Annotated in this window: 19 protein-coding genes; 11 read left to right on the top strand and 8 right to left on the bottom strand. The window is 70.2% G+C overall.

Going from position 1 to position 19,329, the window contains the following annotated elements:
* Positions 1-24: 24 nt before the first annotated feature.
* The 3 genes from cobD to GO488_RS06680 are packed head-to-tail and all read left to right on the top strand — an operon-like array spanning position 25 to position 2,416.
* Entirely contained in the window at positions 25-1,071 is a 1,047-nt protein-coding gene (cobD, locus tag GO488_RS06690) for a threonine-phosphate decarboxylase CobD (protein ID WP_162317003.1), read from the top strand.
* Positions 1,064-1,756 (top strand): adenosylcobinamide amidohydrolase, encoded by a 693-nt coding sequence (locus GO488_RS06685; RefSeq protein ID WP_162317002.1) that lies wholly within the window; start codon positions 1,064-1,066, stop codon positions 1,754-1,756. The genes cobD and GO488_RS06685 overlap by 8 nt, the downstream gene beginning before the upstream one ends.
* A gap of 9 nt (positions 1,757-1,765) precedes the next feature.
* Complete coding sequence (locus GO488_RS06680; RefSeq protein ID WP_162317001.1) at positions 1,766-2,416, top strand: cob(I)yrinic acid a,c-diamide adenosyltransferase; 651 nt, start codon at positions 1,766-1,768, stop codon at positions 2,414-2,416.
* Positions 2,417-2,442: 26 nt separating this feature from the next.
* Here the strand turns inward: GO488_RS06680 and GO488_RS06675 are convergent, their stop codons facing one another.
* Complete coding sequence (locus GO488_RS06675; RefSeq protein ID WP_162317000.1) at positions 2,443-2,724, bottom strand: DUF8152 family protein; 282 nt, start codon at positions 2,722-2,724, stop codon at positions 2,443-2,445.
* A gap of 449 nt (positions 2,725-3,173) precedes the next feature.
* On the opposite strand from GO488_RS06675, the gene GO488_RS06670 reads away from it, so the two are divergent.
* The 5 genes from GO488_RS06670 (at position 3,174) to GO488_RS06650 (ending at position 8,687) form a co-directional block, all read left to right on the top strand.
* On the top strand, positions 3,174-4,670 hold the full coding sequence (locus GO488_RS06670; RefSeq protein ID WP_162316999.1) for a cobyric acid synthase: 1,497 nt from the start codon (positions 3,174-3,176) through the stop codon (positions 4,668-4,670).
* A gap of 57 nt (positions 4,671-4,727) precedes the next feature.
* Complete coding sequence (locus GO488_RS06665) at positions 4,728-5,495, top strand: nucleotide-binding protein (RefSeq protein ID WP_162316998.1); 768 nt, start codon at positions 4,728-4,730, stop codon at positions 5,493-5,495.
* On the top strand, positions 5,492-6,025 hold the full coding sequence (locus tag GO488_RS06660; protein WP_162316997.1) for a DUF8054 family protein: 534 nt from the start codon (positions 5,492-5,494) through the stop codon (positions 6,023-6,025). Before GO488_RS06665 ends, GO488_RS06660 begins: the two co-directional genes overlap by 4 nt.
* Before the next feature lie 87 nt (positions 6,026-6,112).
* Positions 6,113-7,897 carry an ABC transporter substrate-binding protein gene (locus GO488_RS06655; protein WP_241692904.1) on the top strand — a complete coding sequence of 595 codons (1,785 nt, stop codon included), beginning with the start codon at positions 6,113-6,115 and terminating at the stop codon, positions 7,895-7,897.
* Position 7,898: 1 nt separating this feature from the next.
* A complete protein-coding gene (locus tag GO488_RS06650; RefSeq protein WP_162316996.1) occupies positions 7,899-8,687 on the top strand; it encodes a phosphatase PAP2 family protein in 789 nt (262 codons plus the stop codon).
* Positions 8,688-8,728: 41 nt separating this feature from the next.
* Here GO488_RS06650 and GO488_RS06645 read toward each other — a convergent pair whose 3' ends face one another.
* The 5 genes from GO488_RS06645 to GO488_RS06625 all read right to left on the bottom strand — a co-directional run bounded on the left by GO488_RS06645 (position 8,729) and on the right by GO488_RS06625 (position 13,900).
* The gene (locus GO488_RS06645) at positions 8,729-9,520 is read right to left on the bottom strand and encodes a 2-oxo acid dehydrogenase subunit E2 (protein ID WP_206674380.1); all 792 of its coding nucleotides are present in this window, start codon (positions 9,518-9,520) and stop codon (positions 8,729-8,731) included.
* A gap of 43 nt (positions 9,521-9,563) precedes the next feature.
* Complete coding sequence (locus GO488_RS06640) at positions 9,564-11,213, bottom strand: glycosyltransferase family 39 protein (protein ID WP_162316995.1); 1,650 nt, start codon at positions 11,211-11,213, stop codon at positions 9,564-9,566.
* Positions 11,210-12,598, bottom strand: coding sequence for an aryl-sulfate sulfotransferase (locus GO488_RS06635; protein WP_162316994.1), 1,389 nt, complete (start codon positions 12,596-12,598; stop codon positions 11,210-11,212). Before GO488_RS06635 ends, GO488_RS06640 begins: the two co-directional genes overlap by 4 nt.
* 99 nt (positions 12,599-12,697) lie before the next feature.
* A complete protein-coding gene (locus GO488_RS06630) occupies positions 12,698-12,931 on the bottom strand; it encodes an HTH domain-containing protein (protein ID WP_135301941.1) in 234 nt (77 codons plus the stop codon).
* Positions 12,932-12,997: 66 nt separating this feature from the next.
* Entirely contained in the window at positions 12,998-13,900 is a 903-nt protein-coding gene (locus GO488_RS06625; protein ID WP_162316993.1) for a diacylglycerol/lipid kinase family protein, read from the bottom strand.
* 102 nt (positions 13,901-14,002) lie between these two features.
* Here GO488_RS06625 and GO488_RS06620 point away from each other — a divergent pair, with 102 nt between their 5' ends.
* The 3 genes from GO488_RS06620 (at position 14,003) to GO488_RS06610 (ending at position 17,438) form a co-directional block, all read left to right on the top strand.
* Positions 14,003-14,569, top strand: a complete 567-nt coding sequence (locus tag GO488_RS06620; RefSeq protein ID WP_206674400.1) for a GNAT family N-acetyltransferase — start codon at positions 14,003-14,005, stop codon at positions 14,567-14,569.
* 42 nt (positions 14,570-14,611) lie between these two features.
* A complete protein-coding gene (trpB, locus tag GO488_RS06615) occupies positions 14,612-15,766 on the top strand; it encodes a tryptophan synthase subunit beta (RefSeq protein ID WP_162316992.1) in 1,155 nt (384 codons plus the stop codon).
* 145 nt (positions 15,767-15,911) lie between these two features.
* Positions 15,912-17,438 carry a S8 family serine peptidase gene (locus tag GO488_RS06610; RefSeq protein ID WP_162316991.1) on the top strand — a complete coding sequence of 509 codons (1,527 nt, stop codon included), beginning with the start codon at positions 15,912-15,914 and terminating at the stop codon, positions 17,436-17,438.
* 15 nt (positions 17,439-17,453) lie between these two features.
* Here the strand turns inward: GO488_RS06610 and GO488_RS06605 are convergent, their stop codons facing one another.
* Both GO488_RS06605 and GO488_RS06600 read right to left on the bottom strand, forming a co-directional pair.
* Entirely contained in the window at positions 17,454-17,912 is a 459-nt protein-coding gene (locus GO488_RS06605) for a ribonuclease H family protein (protein WP_162316990.1), read from the bottom strand.
* Between the two features lie 62 nt (positions 17,913-17,974).
* Positions 17,975-19,192 carry an MFS transporter gene (locus tag GO488_RS06600; RefSeq protein ID WP_162316989.1) on the bottom strand — a complete coding sequence of 406 codons (1,218 nt, stop codon included), beginning with the start codon at positions 19,190-19,192 and terminating at the stop codon, positions 17,975-17,977.
* Positions 19,193-19,329 lie beyond the last annotated feature (137 nt).

The following is a 19,329-nucleotide window of genomic DNA, read 5'->3' as shown; positions in this document are numbered from 1 at the left end:
CCGACTCCTCCTCGTTCGGCCTCTATGGACCCCGACAGCGTCGACCGGTTGCGGACGCTCGGTGAGACCGACCCGCACTTCGACGCGGACGGCCGCGTCCCGCACGGCAGCAGCGACGACCGGGAACTGCTCGACTTCAGCGCGAACACCAACCCGCGGGTACCGCCCGGTTCGGCCCGCGTGTTCAGTTCCGCCTTCGCCGCCGCGCGGTCGTACCCGGCCGACGACTACCTCCCGTTCCGGACGACGGCCGCCGAGTTCGTCGGCTGTGACCCCGTGCAGGTCATCCCCACCGCGGGCGGTCTCGAAGCCATCCGGCTCGCCATCCAGACGACGGTTCGGGCCGACGAATCGGTTCTCGTGCCCGCGCCGAGTTTCGGCGAGTACGCCCGCGAGGTTCGACTGCAGGGAGCCGAACCCGAGTTCGTCGACCAGAACGGGATCCTGGACAGCGACCCTGCGTCCCACGCAATGGCCATCGTCTGCAACCCGAACAACCCGACGGGGCAGTCCTACGACGCCGAGGACCTGCGAACCTTCGCCGATCGCTGTCGGGAGCACGGGACCACGCTACTCGCGGACGAGGCGTTCCTCGGATTCACCGACCAACCCTCGCTCGCGGGTCGGGAGGGCGTCGTCGTCGCGCGCTCGCTGACGAAGCTGTTCGGCCTGCCGGGCGTCCGAATGGGCTACGCCGTCGCGTCGGGGGACGCGCTCGACCGGCTGACGACCGCTCGCCGCGCGTGGTCGATGAGCGAACCCGCGGCGGCGCTTGGCGAACACTGCTACCGACAGGAGGAGTTCGTCGCCGAGACGCGCGACCGGGTCGAGACCGAGCGCGAGCGGATGCGCGACCGCCTCTCGGCGCGCTTCGACGTGTTCCCGTCTGACGCCCCCTTCCTCCTCTTCGAGGTGTCCGACGTGAGCGTGGACGAGTTGCTATCGACGGCCCGCGAGCGGGGGATCGCGCTCCGGGACGCGCGCTCGTTCCGCGGCCTCGACAGCCACGTCCGGGTCGCGGTCCGGACCGAGCAGCAGAACGACCGCCTCCTGGCGGCGCTGGATGTTTGAGACGACCCGGCGCGAGGGCGTCGTCCGGGCCCGCCGCGAGGGAGCGCGCTGGCTCTCGACGGCGTGGGACGGCGGCTACCGCGCGGCCGACGCGGTGTACAACCTCACCGTCCCCGAGGGATTCGATCGGACGGACCTCGATGCCTACCGAGAAGAGCGACTGAGAGAGGCCGGCTTCCCGGTCGGGCCGGCGCTGCTGACCGGCCTCGATATGGTCCACGCGCGTTGTGCTCGGAGCGGCCCCATCGCGGTGCTGGCGACAGCGGGCCTCTCGAACCCGGCGGCGCTCCCTATGGGCGAGAGCGGAGCGGACACGGTATCGACCGATGGGGCAGACTGGCGACCCGGAACGGTGAACCTCGTCGTCGGGGCCGACCGCTCGCTGGACGACGGTGCGCTCGCGACGCTGCTCGCGACCGCCGTCGAGGCGAAGGCGGCGACGCTGCTCGCCGTCGCTGGCGTCCCCGGCACCACCTCCGACGCCGCTCTCGTCGGCTGTGTCCCCGAGGCCGAACCCGCCGAGTTCGCCGGGAGCGCGACCGAGGTCGGCGCGGCGGCGCGGGCCTGCGTCCGCGATGCCGTTCGCGCCAGCCTCGCCGCGCGATACGACGACGGCCCGCCGACGGTCGATGAGGCCGAATACGGCGTCGTCACCGACCGGCAGACCGATGTGCGCCGGCCCTGAATCGGGGCTATGAGCGACAACTCCGCCGGCCCGACGGCCGAACCGATCACGCCCAGCGCGCCCGAGGAGTTCGGTCTCGTGCAGGTGTGGTGGGGCGACGGCAAGGGGAAGACGACGGCGGCGCTGGGAATGGCGACCCGCGCCGTCGGCCACGGCTACCGCGTCCACCTCCTGCAGTTCATGAAGGGCGGCACCGGCACCGTCGAGGACGTCCGCGGCGAGTACAACGCCATCGCCGCGCTGCCGGGCTTCTCCTACGAGAACGCGGGCCACTACGGCTGGCACGGCTTCATGGACGGCAGCGACGACGACGAGCACGCCGCCCGCGCGCAGGGCGCGCTCTCTCGCGCCCGCGAGATCCTCGACGCCAGCGCCGACGCGGACCTCTCGGAACCGCTCGACGCCGACGGCCCGCCCGAGGACGGCGTGAACATGCTCGTCTTGGACGAGATCCTCTACGCCGCCAACCGCGGCCTCGTCGACCCCGAGGACGTCGTCTCGCTAATCGAGAACAAGCCCGACGACGTGGAACTCGTCCTCACGGGGGGCCACGACTCGCCCGAGTACGTCTTCGAGCATGCCGACCTCGTCACGGAAGTCGGGAAAATCAAACACCCCCTCGAATCGGGCCACTCCGCGCGGAAGGGCACCGAGTACTGAGTCGGCAGGACCGACTGGCCCGCCGGCTACGAGTCGGGCTCCGACTCCGCGAGCAGGTCCGCGGCCAGCGACCGGGCGGCGTCGACGTGTTCGTCGGCTTTCTCGTCGCCCGTCGAGTCGAACTCCTCCAGTAGCTCCGCGACCTTCGCCACTCGCTCCCGGCGGACGGCGGGCGCGAGGTCGGTGATCGCGGCGTCGAGCGCGATGGCCTCGGCCTCGCCCAGCCAGCGACTGGCCGTCCGCTCGACTGGTCGCTCGCCGGTCGCTTCGAGGTGCTCGTGCAGGGCGTGCAATCTGTCTTCGTCCACGGCGACGCTTCGATCGGCGAAGGGAAAAGCCCGCCGTCGAGGCTCGGCCGAAATACTATTATTCAGATATCTTATCGCGCGAAACAGCCGTTAGTTAGGTGTGCTTAATAATCGGTTGTTTCTTTTCGAACCGTTATACAAGTATCATTATGTCCAATCGTACAGACCGACTGCTTGCGCTTCATGTGATTTTGCTGGCACTACTGACCGTCTCTCAGACGACTGTCGTTCCGCGAAATCAACTCTTGGGCACGATTAGTGTAGTCATTGGAGCTATTGCTATCGTATTCGCACTCGTAGAATTGAAACAAGCGTTTTAGATTCGTCCTCAAAACGGTAAGTGAGCCATCTGAATTGACCGTACCGGGTCAAACCACATCATCTGCTGAGGGTTTCCGACAATGCCGCCGTCGAATCACTCTTGTCGCCGGCCCGCCCACTCTCGATAGATGACTTCGAGCGGCGGACCGGCGGCCGACACGATTCTCGTCGCGGGAACCGCTTCACACGTGGGAAAGAGTACGGTAGCGGCGGGAATCTGTCGGCTCCTCGCCGACCGCGGCGTCTCGGTCGCGCCGTTCAAGGCCCAGAACATGAGCAACAACGCGCGGGCGACGCCGGGCGGCGAGATCGGCGTCTCGCAGTACGTACAGGCCCGCTCGGCCCGCGTCCCGCCGACGACCGACCACAACCCGGTCCTGCTGAAACCGCGCGGCGACGGCGAGTCCCAACTGGTCGTCGACGGCGAGGCGGTCGGTCACTTCGCCGCCGGAGCGTACTACGACGTCCACTGGGACGACGCGCTGACGGCGGCCCGCGAGGCTCACGCTCGACTGGCCGCCGACCACGACGTGATCGTCGCCGAGGGCGCGGGTTCCATCGCCGAGATAAACCTCCACGACAGGGACCTCGCCAACGTCGAGACGGCGCGCTTCGCCGACGCCGACGTGTTACTGGTGGCGGACATCGAACGCGGCGGCGTCTTCGCCTCGCTGGTCGGCACGCTCAAACTCGTACCCGAGGATATCCGAGAGCGGGTTGTCGGGGCGGTGATCACGAAGTTCCGCGGGGACGAGTCGCTGCTCGCGCCCGGCCTCGCCGCCTTCGAGGAGCGAACCGGCGTTCCGATACTGGGCGTCCTCCCGTACGACGACCCGAGCCTCCCCGAGGAGGACAGCATGGCCCTTCCGGCCGTCGGGGAGCGCGCGGTCCGCGGCGCGGACGACGGCGTCTCGGAGAGCGAGAGCGTCACGGTCGCGGTGCCGCGACTGCCTCGCATCTCGAACTTCACGGACCTCCAGCCGCTCGCCGCGGTACCCGGCGTCCGCGTCGCCTACGTCCCGCTCTCGGACTCGCTCGACGACGCCGACGCCGTCGTCCTGCCCGGCAGCAAGAACACCGTCGACGACCTGCTGGCGCTCCGCGAGGCCGGTTTCGGCGACGCGCTCTCGGGGTTCGACGGACCGATCGTCGGTCTCTGCGGCGGCTATCAGCTACTCGGCGAGGAGATCCGGAACGCCGACGTCGAGGGGACGAGCGGCCGCGAGCGCGTCGAGGGGTTCGGCCTCCTCCCGGTGACGACGACGTTCTCGACGGAGAAGACCGTCGAGCGCGTCGAGCGACGCCTGCGCGGCGTCGGACCGTTGGCGGGTGCGAACGGGTCGGTCGAAGGGTACGAAATACACATGGGCGATTCGGAACTCGCCGGTGAAGCGGCCCAGCCGTTCGAGGGAAGCGGCGCGGCGACCGATCGCGTACTGGGCACCTACCTCCACGACCTCTTCGCGAACGCCGCGGCGCGTGATGCCTTCGTGAGAAATATATCTGAATACGCCGGAACCGAGCCGCCAACGACGCTCGGTGACGACCGTCCCTCGCCCTACGACCGGGCGGCGTCGCTCCTGGCGACACACGTCGATTCCGACCCGCTCCCCGTCGAGTGGTAGTTTATTCGTCCCCGGGAGACGCGAAGTTTATATACGAGCGCGCGGGCAGTAGCGGTAATGGTGGAAGTGTTCGCGGTCGCCAGCGGGAAGGGGGGGACTGGCAAGACGACGAGCACGGTCGCGCTGGGGATGGCGCTCGCGGACCGCTACGACGTGACGGTGGTCGACGCGGACACGGGGATGGCCAACCTGCTCTTTCACGCCGGGCTCTCCGAGGCCGAGACGACGCTGCACGACGTGCTGGCCGACGACGCCGCGATCGACGAGGCGACCTACGAGCGCTTCGGGATGACCGTCGTCCCCTGCGGGACGAGCCTGGACGGGTTCCGTGACGCCGACCCCGCCCGCCTGCGCGAGGTGGTCGCCACGCTCGCGGCCGACACCGACGTCATCCTGCTCGACTCGCCGCCGGCGCTCGACAGCCGCACGGCGGTGCTGCCGATCGTGATGGCCGACCGCATCGTGGTCGTCCTCCAGCCGACCATCCCGGCCATCTCGGACGGCCTGAAGGTCCAGGAGTACGCGACCTCCTACGGGACCGGCGTCGCCGGCATCCTGTTCAACAAGGTCCGGGAGGACGAGCGCATCGACGACGTCGCGGAGAAGACCGAGCGCTACTTCGACGGGCCGACGCTCGCCGCGATCCCCGAGAGCGAACGGGCGCGCGAGGCCCGACGCGCGGGCCGACCCCTGCTGGCCCACGCGGCCGACTGCGACGCCGCGGCGGCCTACCGCCGGGCGGCCGACGCGCTCTCGGTCGACAGCGGGGAGTCCGGCGACGTGGCTGACCGGTTCCGCAGCGCCGTCATCCCGGAGACCCTATGAGACTCCCGCGGGGAACGCTCCGCAAGTCCCGCGTCGTCATGGACCCGCGCGATACGCTCGCGGACGTACTCGACCGGGAAGTCACCGGCTACGCGGTGTTCGAGTCACAGGAGACGCTCCTGTTGGACGCCGAGGGTCGGGGCGTCGTCACCTTCGAGGACGGCGTACCCGTGTTGGCCTACCACACCGGGACCGACCGCGGCGGGCCGCCGGCGCTCGCCGACCTCGCCATCCCCGGGCCGTACCACGTCTCGGTCTTCGAACTCGCCGCCGCCGACCTCGCGGAGGCCCACGCGGCCGAGGAGTTGCGGGTGCCACCGGGGATGCCGGCCGAGCGGTTGGCCGGCGACCCCGCGCTGGCCGACAGCACGCGACGGGCGGCCCCGACCGCGCGGACGGGAAGCGACGGGGACGCTAGCACGGATCAGAGCGCCGTGGAAGCGTTCCTCGAAGACGAAGAAAAAATTGCCGCTATCCGGGAACAGGCCCGTGAGGAAGCCCAGCAGCGGGCGGCGGAGTGGGACTTTTAGCGGCTCTCGTCCGTGTTTCGGAGTCACCGGGCGGTATCGAGGGGACAAACACAGGGCTGTTATAGCCTCGGCGAGTCAGATATCCTAATGACCTCCCGCAGCCCCCGCCCCGGAAGCGGGGTCACGCGCCGGGCGTTACTGGCAGGGCTGACCGCGGGAGCCACGGGGACGAGCGGCTGTGTGACGCGTCTGCGGACGCTGGCCAACCGGCAGCAGCCCGACCCCATCTCCCTCTCGGTGAAGTGTCTCCCGGTCGACGAGGACCCGTACTCGATCGCCATCGCCCGCCAGGTCGCCGAGTGGTTCGGGACGGCGGGCATCGACACCACCGTCCAACCGATGACCGCCGAGGAGCTGTACCGCCAGACGCTCGTCAACCACGAGTTCGACGTGTTCGTCGGGCAGTACCCCTCACACACCGTTCGACCGGACGCGCTATACCCGCTGTTGCACTCTCGGTTCTCGGTCGAACCGGGCTGGCAGAACCCCTTCGGGTACACGAACCTCACGGTCGACGACCTGCTGACCGAGCAGCGCCGAACGTCGGGCGAGCGTCGGGCCGAGGCCGTCTCGGAGATACAGCGCCACCTCGTCAGGGAGTGCCCGTTCGTCGTCGTCGGCTTCCCGGACGTCATCAGGGCGGCCAGCAACGAGCGGTTCACCGGGTGGCGCTCGATGGCCGGTCTCTCGCCGCTTCACCTGCTGTCGCTCGACCGCCGCGACCTCTCGGCGACGACGCTCCGGGCGACGACGCCGGACATGCGGCCGACGACCAACCTCAATCCGCTGGTCGCCTCGTTCCGCCGCAGCGGCTCGGTGACGGAGCTGATCTACGACTCGCTGGCCCGCCGGTATCGCGGCGACCTCCACCCGTGGGCGGCCGCCGAGTTCGAGTGGACGGCGGAGAATCCGCCGGTGGTGCGCGCGACGCTCCGGGAGGACCAGACCTGGCACGACGGCGAGCCCCTGACCGCGGACGACGTCGAGTTCACCTACGCGCTCCTCGCGGACACCTCGCTCGGCTCGTTCGACGAGCCCGTCCCGCCGCTTCGCTTTCGCGGCCGGGCGTCGCTCGTCGAATCGGCGACGGCGCTGGACGACCGCACCGTCGAGATCGAGTTCGGCGAGTGCACGCCCGAGGTCGCGACGCGGGCGCTCACCGTCCCGCTGCTCGCCGAACACGTCTGGGAGGACCGGGCGGCCCGCGCGGACGTCAGCGGGCTCAACCTGGGGTCGGCGACGACGGAGGCCCTCGTCGCGAGCGCGGTTCCGCCGGTCGGGAGCGGCCCGCTCGAATTCGAGTCGGCGGCGGGCCGCGAGTCGCTGACGCTCTCCCGGTTCGAGGACCACTTCCTCGAACGGCCCGACCAGACGCAACTGCCCGGCCCCATCGCCGGCGGCGTCCCCTTCGAGGAGTTCGAACTGCGGTTCGTCGGTTCGGACGCCTCCGCCGTCGACTTGGTCGCGAACGGCGAGGCCGACTTCACGTCGGTCGGCGTCGGCCCCGACCTCGTCCGGACCATCGGGAAGCAACAGCACCTCACGCTGGCCGTCGACCAGACGGACTCGTTCTACTTCCTCGGGTTCAACGCGCGGCGGACGCCGCTCTCGAACCCGCGGTTCCGCCACCTCCTCTCTCGCCTGCTGGACCGCAAGACCGTCGCGGAGTCGGTGTTCAACGACTACGTCACGCCCGCGGTGAGTCCGCTCGCCGGCACCGACTGGCTCCCGTCGGACCTCGCGTGGGACGAGGACCATCCGGTCACGTCCTTCCTTGGTAGCGGCGGCTCGGTCAACAAGCTACGCGCCCGCGAGGCGTTCCGGGACGCCGGCTACCGATACGACGAACGGCACCGCCTCCTCCGAGTCTGAGATGAGCCTGGCCACCGTCCTCGCCGAGGTCGTCGTCGTCGTGGCCACCGCCCTCTCGCTGGCGTCGGTGGCCGTCGTCGGTCCCGAGGGCATCAGAGCGGCGGCGGCCGACTTCCCGCAGCGGCTCCGCGACGCCGCTCGACCGCTCGCGGTCCTGGGGGCGATGCTGGCGCTGAACAGCGTCGTCCGCGACGTGGGCGTCGAGCTCTCCTGGCTCATCGGTCTCAACATCACCGACACCATCTACGCCATCGAGGGGTCGTTCGTCGCCGCGCTCCAGTCGCTCATGACGCCGTGGTCGACGCCGTACTTCGGCTACGTCTACATCTACGGCTACGTCTTCCTGCTGGTGTTCCCGATCCTCCTGGGTATCTTCGCCGACGACGACTCTGTCCTCCGACGGACGGCGCTCGCCTACACCGTCAACTACGGCGGCGGCATCCTCTGTTACCTCCTGTTCGTGGCATACGGGCCGCGAAACTACATGCCGGAACTCGTCGAGCCGCTGCTGTTCGATACGCTCCCGCGATTCCAACTGCTCACGAGCCGGGTCAACGCCAACACGAACGTCTTCCCGTCGCTGCACACCTCGCTTTCGGTGACCGTCGCGCTGCTCTCGGTCCACACCCGCGAGCGCTTCCCGCGCTGGACGCCGGTCGCGGTGTTCCTCGCGGCCAGCGTCGTCCTCTCGACGATGATCCTCGGCATCCACTGGGGGACCGACGTCGTCGCCGGCGCCTTGCTCGGCGCGCTCGCCGTCCGGGTCGCGACGCGGTCGCGGTTCCGGTAGCCGGAGGCGGTTGCAATTACCGACCGGGGTCAGGACTGCGGCTACTGTGTGGCGTCCGTATCGAGGCCGTGACAGCCCTCCAGACGTTCGCCGAGACGTTGGACGAACCGGGCGGCCGCCCCGCCGTCGACGACGTCGTGGTCGACGGTGACGGTCAGGCTCAAGAGCTCCCGGGACCGGAGTTCGCCATCGATCAGGCGGGGTTTAGTGCCGATGCCGCCGACGGTGAGTTGGAGGGTGTAGTTCGTGGGACTGACGGCCCAGCCGCTTCCGGTGCCGAACATGCCGACGGAGGTGACCGCGACGGTGCCGGCGAGGGCCTTCCACCGTCCCGGGAACCACCTGGGGAGCCGCCAGATCTGGCGACGCAGCACGCCCGGGAGGCGGCGCGCGAGCCGTTCCAGTCCGGGCTCTGGGTGGGCCGTCGCGTCCGCCTCGACGCGCCGGATCTCCTCGTGAATCGACCGGACCGACCGTCGGTTCGCCCGCCGAACGACGTGCGGGACGCCGATGCGCTCGCCGTCGGTCTCCCGTTCGACGAGGACGTTCACGTCGACGTCCTCGAACTCGTGGACCCGTCCCCCCCAATCGCGATACCGTTGGACGTGGGGCTGTTCCCGGACGGTGGCGGCCAGACAGGCGACGACGAACGCGGTGAACGAGAGCTTCGTCCCGGTCTCCGCTTCGATAGCTCGGATGCGCTCTCTGGCGTCGGTGACGTCGACCTCGACGAGTCCGTGGACGTTGCTCCTGCGTCCCGCCATCCGCATGTAGTCCGCCGTCAACTGCTGCTGTGGGGAGACGCGCCCGCCGTCGGTGCCGCTACCGCTCATATCGCCTCTTCGAGCGTGAGCACCAAAGCGATACCCCGAGCGTTCAGTCCGACGCCGTCCGACGGAAGACGACGACGCCCTCGTTCTCGAAGACGGGTTCGTAGCGGCCGCTGAGCGCGAGCGAGCGGTCGAGCGTCCCGACGTTCTGCTCGTCGTGGCCACGGACCGTGTAGGACTCTTTGGGCACGTAGAGGTAGTCGGGGCGGGCGTCGACGGCCGAGAGCGAGCGCTCGACGCAACTGGCGGACTGACACCGCGAGACGTTCTTGAACGCGCCGAGGTGGGGACCGTAGGTGTCCGGGCCGCGCCACTCCGCGCCCCACGGCGAGACGAGGATGGTCCGCTCGGCGACGGCCGGGAACCATTCCGCGGCGTCCCCGAGGACGACGAACGTCGCGTCGGGCGGCGTCTCCTCGGCGGCCCACTCCATCGCCGCCACGTCGCGGTCGTCGACGAACTCCGGGGTCGTCCCGTCCGGCCCGGCGAACTCGTAGCCGATGCCGGCCACGCCGGCGGCGGAGACGACGAGGAGCGCGGCGACGGCGACTCGGCCGGCCGTCCCGACGTTCGCGTTCACGGTCGCGCCCACGCCCCCGCCGTACCGGTCGGTGAGGACGACCACCGACGCGACCACCGCGACGGCTCCGACGGCGTAGGTGAACCGGGACTGGGCGAACGCCAGCCAGACGGCCAGCGTCCAGACGCCGACGACGCGGTGGCGCGTCAGGAGCAGGACGACGGCGGCCGCGACGGGGAGCAGCGCGAACGACGGACCGTACTGCAGGAGCTGTGTCAGCCCGCCGCCGACGCCGCCGTGGGTGCCCGCGGCTCCGGTGAACACGCCCGGCCCGTGCGTGCTCGCGACGGTCGCCAGCCACGGCGAGACGAGCAACGCGCCGCCGAGGCCGACGACCGCGCCCCGCGCGAGGCCGAGCGGCGACCGGTCGTAGCCGGCCCAGAACAGGAGGTACGTCAGGACGACGAACAGCGTGTAGGTGGGGTGGGTCAGCGCGACCAGCACGAACCCGAGGAGGCCGACGGGGACCCACGCCGTCTCGCCGTCGCGGAAGATGCGGAGCGCGGCGTAGGCCCCGCAGAGCGCGAGGAGGAAGGCGGGCGCGCGGACGAGGCCCCCGGCCGAGATGTGCCACTGGAGCACCTGCGGGTTCAGCCCGACCAAGAGGGCGACGGCCGTCCCCGCGCGGCGGTCGCCGAGGAGGTCGCGGCCCAAGAGATACGCGGGGACGAGCGCCGCGACCGTGATCAGCGGCGGGAGGTACATCGCCGTGGCGAACGTCGGCGCGCCGAGGTCCCGAAGCACCGCGAGCGCGTAGAACACCAGCGGCGGATAGGCCAGCGGGACCCCGCGCGGCCCGTAGTGCGGCACCGTCGCCGGCAGCGCGTAGCCGTTCGCCCGGATCGCGTCGGCGGTGAGCGTGTAGAGCCCCGCACCGAAGGCCGGGTAGGCGTTCGTGGCGACGTAGATAGCCGTCACGACGAGCCCGACCAGCAGCGGCCACGCGAGCCACGGCCAGTCCCGCTCGGAGAGGGGCGAGGGCCGGAGCGCTCGCCGCAGCCGCCCGGGGGCGCTCTCGGTCGTCGCTCCGTCGGTCGCCCTCGCGTCTGCGGCCGTCGAGTCCGGCGTCGCCGAACCGGCGCTCACCGCGTCCGTGGAGGTCGTGTCACCCGTCATCGTTTCCGGAACTGAAGCGGCGAGCGGACGCTCACCGAGAGGTCGCGTCGTCGCCACTCGACGGCCAGCAACAGCGGTGCGGTGACGAGCAGTCCCAGCACCGAGACGACGTCGAGGGTCCCCATCCAGCCGGGCAGGAGGTAGGCCACGCCGTTGACGACCTTCTGGGGCAGGGCGGCCTTCACCCGACCGACCGACCCGCGGTCGCTGGCGTTCGGCGTCCGGTCGGGGAGCCCGAGCGCGGCGGCGCTCCGCCCGCCCGCGCTCTCGTCACCGGTGCCGAAGCGCTCCGCCTCGTAGGGGAAGCCGATGTCGGCGCTCCAGACCACCTCGCCGGACTCGTCGACTTCGAGGACGCGGTCGCCGTTGGAGTCGGCCATGAGCGTGTGGCCGTTCGGGAGGCGGTCGGCGTCCCGGACCCACGTCAGCCGCGAGTCCTTCCACTCCCAGGAGCGGACCCACTCGCCGTCCTCGCGCTGGTACTCCAGCACGCGACCGTTCTCGGAGTCGGCGACGAGGACGGCGGGCCCGCCGCGCTCGGCCGGGATGAAGTCGGGGTTGTGCTGTTCGTACAGCGTGTCGTGGTCGCCGTCCTCCCCGAGCGTCCAGTCCTCGCGCAGCCCGCGCTCCATGTCGATGAAGACGACCTGGTCCTGGTTGCGCAGGCTCGCCATCACCGTCGGCCGGCCGTCGATCTCGACGTACTCGACGTCGTTGAGGTGCGTCCAGTCGGAGGGGTAGGGGCCGCCGCTGGAGGTGTTGTAGTCCGCCTGGGCGTCCCAGGACCACTCGACGAGCCCGGTCGTCGTGTTGACGACGTAGGCCCGATCGCGGTCGATGTCGGCGACCAGCAGGCGGTCCTCGCCGAGCCGGTCGACGTCGTGCCAGCGCGTCGAGTGCTTCCCGGGCGTGATGCGGCTATATATCGAGGTCACCTCGCCGGTCGTCAGGTTCGCGCGCTCGACGCCGTTGCGGGTACAGACCGTCTCGGCGTCGCACTGCTCGGGCGTGAGGTGCTGGGCGTAGACGTACTCGACGGTGGCGTTGGTCCCCGGCACGGGGTCCACGTCCCAGTAGCGAGTGTGGCTGTCGTTCGCGTAGTAGATGCTGCCGTCGGGGGCGAACGCGACGAGCTCGGCGCGCTTGCGGGCGCTGTCGCCCTGGTCGCTCGTGAAGGCCGTCGAGTCCGTGGCGACGACGGTGAGGTTGTCGCGCGGGCCCACGACCGGGTCGCGCTCGCCGGTCTGGAGCGCGCGCTCGACCGCCGGATCGCCGCGGATCTCGTCGCCGCTCAGCTGTGCGCTGGCGTAACTGGTAGCTAAGAGAAACGCAAATAACAGCGTCAGGACAGCAAGTCCAGCGCTGAGACGCCTGCTATCGGTCATTGTCGGCCGATGGACCCGAGGAGTGATATGCCCGTTGGCCGATTCCGGGGCGTGAGGCGTGTGAGCGGCTAGCGTACGAGGGGCTACCGCACGAGCGCGTCAGTCCGTGCGCACGGGGATCCACCACACGCGCGAGCGGCCGCCGACTTTCTTGCTCGTGATGTCGGTCTCGTCTTCGAGGCTGTGGAGTTTGTTCAGGGCGGTCCGACGGGAACAGCCGAGTCGATCGGCGACCTCCGAGGCGGTCAGCGGTTCGGCGTAGTCGTCCCGGTCCTTGAACACCTCGATGACGTCCGATTCGGTGTATTGGACCTCACGTCCGGGTGGTGACATGTGTCGGAAAACGGCGGCTGGGTACTTAACTGTCGCCCGACTCCCACCGACGACTGCCGTCGCGTCTCACTCGGGATCCGGCACGTACTCGGAGCCGACGCGCAGGTCCAGCGTGCGCTCGCCCACCGAGATGTCGAGTGCCTCGTGTTCGGCGAGCTCGCCGTCGCGGCTGAACGACACCGCTTCCTCGCGGCTCTCGATGGAGATGTCGCGAGCGCGGACGTGCGTGACGCCCTCCGTCTCGGTCGCCAGCAGCCGGTGGCCGATGGCCTCGGCGACGAGGTTGCCGGTCGGCATCCGCTCGACGATCGCGACGTCCAGCAGGCCGTCCTCCATGTTGGCCTGCCCGCCGCGCTCGACGAACTTCCGAGCGTTGCCGACCAGCAGACAGACCACTTCGCCGGACCACCGGACCGGGCCGTCCTCGCCGATGGCCTCCAGCGAGATATCCAGCCCGTCGAACTCGATGGCCTCCTGTGCGCCCGAGAGCAGGAAGGCGAGCGTCCCGAAGCGCTCCTTGAGTTCGCTGGAGGCCGCGACGCTGGCGTCGGCGGTCAGGCCCGCGATACAGGAGACGAGGAACGGTTCGTCGTCGGCGAACCCCACGTCGACGCTGCGGACCGTCCCGGTGTCGGCCACCTCGACGCCGTGCTCGTCGTCCGTCACGCCGATGGTCCCCGCGAGCAGGTTCGCCGTTCCAGCGGGGATCACGCTCAGCGTCACCTCGCCTAAGTGGTCGGCCCGATGGAGGCCGCGCAACACCTCGTTGATGGTGCCGTCGCCGCCACAGACCGCCACTTCGCTGGCCTCGGCTTCGCCGGCCTCGCGTCCCATCTCGATGGCGTCGCCCGCGCCCTCGGTCCGCTCGACGGCGAACCCGCGGGCCTCCATCAATCGCTCGACGTAGTCGGCGTGCTCGCCGTCGCCGCTGACGGGGTTGAGGATACACCGACGCGAACCGACTTGCATACGGAACCCGAGGCCGGTCTGACACTTAGGTATCTCGCTGTCGGCACGGACGCCGTCGGAGTCGTCACGTACAACGCGCTCCGGCACGTCTCGACGCCCGAGATGGACGAGGTTCACTTTCGCCGGTACGACCCGCGCGACGCCGATGCGGTGTGGACCCTCCACGAGTGGGCGATGCGCGAGACGGGTACCGACCCGGCCGAGATTCCCGGGACCGAGGACTTGCGAGACGTGGAGAGGAGCTATCTCGACGGCGGCGAGTTCCTCGTCGGCGTCGCGGACGGCGGCGCGACCGACCGCTCTGACGGCCGCGGCCCGCCGACTACCCACGACGGAAGGGTCGTGGCGATCGGCGGCCTGCTCCCCAACGAGGCGGGCCACGACGACGAGCGAACCGTCCCGGGCGCGGCCGAACTCCATCGGATGCGGGTCGCGCCGACGCACTGGCGACGGGGTTACGGTCGGACGCTGTTGACGCGACTGGAAGCGCGCGCGATCGAACTCGGCTACGACCGGGTGCTGGCGACGACGGCGCGCAGTCAACCGGCGGCCGTCGCGTTCTATCGGGACGCCGGCTACGACGAGGTGGGTCACTCGACGGAGGCGGGCTACGAGCTCGTCCACTTCGAGCGGGACCTGCGTGACGGGTCGTCGCCCGGGCGGCAGTGACGGAGAGCACGGTTTATCACCCCGGGCGTTTCACGGTAGCGTATGACAGCAGGCGACTTCGACGGCTACGGCGGCCGCCACGTCCCCGAACCGCTGAAAGAACCGCTCGAACAGTTGGCCAGCGCCTACGACGGGGTCAAGGACACCGACGAGTTCCGGGCCGAACTCGACGAGTTGCGCCGGGACTTCGCGGGCCGGCCGACCCCGCTCTATCACGCCGAGAACCTGAGCGAGCGCTACGGCGCGGAGATCTACCTCAAGCGAGAGGACCTGCTCCACGGCGGCGCGCACAAGATCAACAACACGCTCGGACAGGCGCTGCTCGCGAAGCAAGCGGGCAGGGAGCGCCTCATCGCCGAGACCGGCGCGGGCCAGCACGGCACCGCGACGGCGATGGCCGGGGCGCTGCTCGACCTCGAGACGGAGATCTACATGGGGAAGAAAGACGTCGAGCGCCAGCAGATGAACGTCTTCCGGATGCGCCTGATGGGCGCGGAGGTCAACGAGGTGACCCGCGGCGACGAGGGGCTCGCCGACGCCGTCGACGCCGCCCTCGAAGACTTCGCGGAGAACGTCGACGACACGCACTACCTCGTCGGCAGCGTCGTCGGCCCGGACCCGTTCCCGCGGATGGTGCGGGACTTCCAGAGCGTCATCGGCGGGGAGGCCCGCGAGCAGTTCCGGGAGCGCACCGGCGACCTCCCCGACGCGGCGGTGGCCTGCGTCGGCGGCGGCTCCAACGCGATGGGCCTCTTCCACGCCTTCCGCGACGACGACGTGGCCTTCTACGGGGCCGAGGGCGGCGGCGAAGGGGCCGATTCGACGCGCCACGCCGCGCCGCTGGCGAAGGGACAAGAGGGGGTCCTCCACGGGATGAAGACCCGCGTCATCGACGAGGACGTGGAGGTCCACTCGGTTTCCGCCGGACTCGACTACCCCGGCGTCGGCCCGGAACACGCGATGTTCCGCGAGGTCGGTCGCGCCGAGTACCGCGGTATCGAGGACGACGACGCCCTCGACGCCTTCCGCGAACTCAGCGAGGCGGAGGGCATCATCCCGGCGCTGGAGACGAGCCACGCTATCGCGCTGGCGAAGGAACTCGCCGCCGAGGGCGACCACGACACCATCCTCGTCAATCTCTCCGGCCGCGGCGACAAGGACATGGAGCAGGCCGCGGAGCTGTTCGACCTCGCCTGAAGTCGGCGCGTTACCCCCGTTCGATTCTCGCTCTGTTCGCCATCGTCCGGCCCGCGCCGCACAGCGACGGCTACCACCCGCAGGCCGATTACTTGCGTATTAATCATGATGTTTTATCCCGGCGCTCTCCCTTGGGGACGTTGCCATGTCAGACGCTGGCAAGGGGTTCGACAGGCGTAGCGTTCTCAAAGGAGCCGGCGCGCTACTGGGCGGCGCGGCGGTGAGTCCGCAGTTGGTCGCCGCGGAATCGACGGATCGGTACATCGTATCGGCACGCGGGAGGGGAGTGCGGCGGCGGCTCGAAAAGGCGGGGTTCACCGTCACGCGCGAACTCGCCGGCGGGCGCGTCCTCCTCGCTGCCGGCGGTGACGACCCGTCGAGCGTCGACGGCGTACGGAGCGCCACGCGGGACGTTCGACTCCGCCTCGAACGCCCGACTCGGTCCGCCTCGCTTCCCGAGGACGCGGCCGAGACTCGGGCCGAGTCGCTGTATCCAATGCAGTGGGACAAACAGACGACCCACGCCGCCGCGGCCCACGACGTGACGACCGGCGAGGGCGCGACGATCGCGGTCGTCGACACCGGGTCGGACCTCGACCACCCCGACCTCGCGCCGAACCTCGTCCCCGGCGCGCTGTTCCGACGGGTCGCCGGGACGGACCCCGACGACGGCGTCTTTACGGAGAGTGGCACCGACGTACGCCTCCCCGAAGACCCGCTGACGGCCGCCGACGAAGTGACGAACGCCGAGGGGACGGTGGTCGGCTACGACCCCGACGCCTTCGCGGTGACCGACGACCGCCACCCCTCCGACGACGTGGACGGTCACGGCTCGCACGTCGCCGGCATCGCCGCCGCCTCGGTCGGCGAGGAAGTCAGCGACGGCTTCACCGGCATCGCCGGGACCGCGCCCGACGCGACGGTCGCCCCCCACCGCGTCTTCTACTGGGAGCGACAGGAGGTCACCTTCGAGGGCGAAGGCGGCGAGCGGACCGAGGAACTGGTCGTCACTTCGACGACGACGGCCGACATCCTCGCGGCCATCGACTTCGCCGCGAACGAGGTGGGTGTCGACGCGATGAACCTCTCCATCGGGACGCCGCCGCTCCCCCCGCAACTCAACCGCGAAGGGTTCAGGGGTGCCTACCGACAGGTGATTCAGGACGCCGTCTCCTCGGACAGCCTTGTCGTCGTCAGCGCCGGCAACAGCGGTACGGAACTCAACAGGGGCGGAGTGTTCACGACGCCCAACAGCGTCCCCGGCGCGACCAGCGTCTCCGCGACCGGTCCCAACGACGAGCTCGCCTTCTACTCGAACTACGGGGCCAACGAGGTCACGCTGGGCGCGCCCGGCGGCGGCTACGAGACGCTGGAGAAGACGCTCGCTACGGACACCGAGTGGCCCTTCCCGACGAACCTCGTCCTCTCGACGACGCCGCCGGACGTCTACGGCGCGGCCTACTCGTACTTCGCGGGCACCTCGATGGCCGCGCCGCAGGTGACCGGCGCGGCCGCGCTGGTGGCGACCGCCAACCCGGACCTCAGCGCCAACCAGATCGAGTCCGTCCTCGAGAACAGCGCGAGCGACGTGAGCGGCCAGCGGCGCGACGCCGTCGGGTCCGGCGTACTGGACGTGGCGGCGGCGGTGCGGGCCGCTACCGACCGGCGGTAGGGAGAAACCGACCCGCTATCTGGGTTCGTCGTGCCCGGCCCGCGCCAGTTCGTGCGCACGCTCGTTTTCGCCTCGCTTGACGGCTCGGTAGGTCACAACCGGAATGTCCGCGACGCACTCGTGAATGGACGCCACCCGCCGGCGAGCGACGGCGTCGTCCGGCATCGCGTGGTGCCGTGGGTCCACGGCGCGAAGCACCGCGTCAGCGTCCCCGTGGACGTGCAGCGACGCCACCGTGGTCGAGAGCTCCTCGACGGCCCGAACGGCCTCGAGCAGCGCTCGGTACTCCAGATGCGCGCTGGAGACGAAGGCGTCGACGTGCATCGACCGTTCGAGTATCGTCGTCGTTCCGTCCTTGACGAGGAACCCGACCGCCGCCGAGGTCGGCGTCCCGTTGTCAGGGCCGTACAGCACGCTCGCGTCGAAGTAGAGTAAGAGCGAGGGAGCGGTCGGTCGCTCGTCGGTCGGCGGCATCCGTTACTCGCTTCTCGAATCGGTCGGGGCAAAACCCCGTCGGTAGGGGCGGTGTGTCGGCGTCACTCGCCCGGGGTCTCGGCGGTGGGCGTGAGCGAGCGGTGATCGAGGTAGATGCTGGTCACGAGGAACGCCGCGGCGAGCAGCGGGATCACGGCGCAGGCGGCGTACACCGCGGTGAAACCCATCGACTCGACGAGCGGGAGCGAGACCATCGGTCCGAGCGCGCCGCCGAAGTCGCCCAGGACGTTGTTCGTCGCGGTGGCCCGGCCCATGCGGTCGTTGGGCGTGAGGTCCGCCAGCAGGGCCACGAGGGGGCCGCTGGAGCCGCCCTGTCCGGCCCCGATGAGGACGCAGGCCGCGACGAACGCCGGGAGCGTGCCGGCGACGGTCAACAGGAGGAAGCCGCAGAACGAGACGACGAGGAAGCCGAGCAGCACCGGCACGCGGCGGCCCTCCCCGTCGCTCAACTTCCCGCCGCCGAGCATCAGCCCCGAGGCGGCGACGACGGTCACGGCCATCAGGCCGCCGGACATCCCCTGTGCGCCGTAGCCCAGCGTGGCGAGGTCGCGCGCCTCGATGACGAGGACGAGCGTCGAGAACAGCGCGCCGAGGTACGCGAAGTAGAGCCCGAAGTTGACGAGGCCGACGGTCAGCGCGGGCTTGCTCGTGTCGATCTCCAGGGGCGAGACGCCGCGGTCGGTGCCGTCGACGTGGGTCTCGGGCACCAGTCGGTAGGCGATGCCGCTCGCCAGCAGGGCGAACGCCGCCGCGACGGCGAAGGCGGCGGTGACGCTGTAGGCCTCGCTGACGACGCCGCCGAGCACCAGGCCCACCGGGAAGCCGAGCGTGATCCCGCCGCGGACGACGCCCATGTTCTGCCCGCGGGAGTCGGCGTCGCTCACGTCGGCGGCGATGGTGTAGGCCGTCGCGAAGACCAGCGCGCTCCCGATGCCCCACAGCACGCGCGCGAGGAGGAACCACGCCTCCGGCAGCGGCGCGTTGATCGCGACGACGTAGCCCATCGTCGCCACTCCCTCGATGAACAGGCCGACGACGAACGGCGTCCGGGTGCCCGCGCGGTCGATGAGCGACCCCGCCGGCGCGTTGGCGACGATGCGCGTGATGCGGTTCGCGCTCAGGATGAGGCCGACGAGGAACGGCGAGATGCCGAGCACCGCCCCGAGGTTCGGCAGGATGGGGAAGACGACGCCCCCGCCGAACCCGACGAAGAACGTGCTCAGGATGACGGCGACGATGACCGTCCGCGAACGGCTCATCGCGCGGTCCCACCGGCGACGGCGACGTGGAGGGGTGTCGCTCGCATACACTACCTCGGTCGCTGGGCCGGATAGGGGTATCGACCGCGGGGCGGTTGACCGCTATCGCTCGGCCGAAACGGATTCACACTGGACAC

The organism is Haloarcula limicola, assembly GCF_010119205.1.
GTDB classification, from domain to species: domain Archaea; phylum Halobacteriota; class Halobacteria; order Halobacteriales; family Haloarculaceae; genus Haloarcula; species Haloarcula limicola.
The sequence above is the reverse complement of the archived record's forward strand: the minus strand, read 5'-3'. Positions and strand labels throughout refer to the sequence as shown.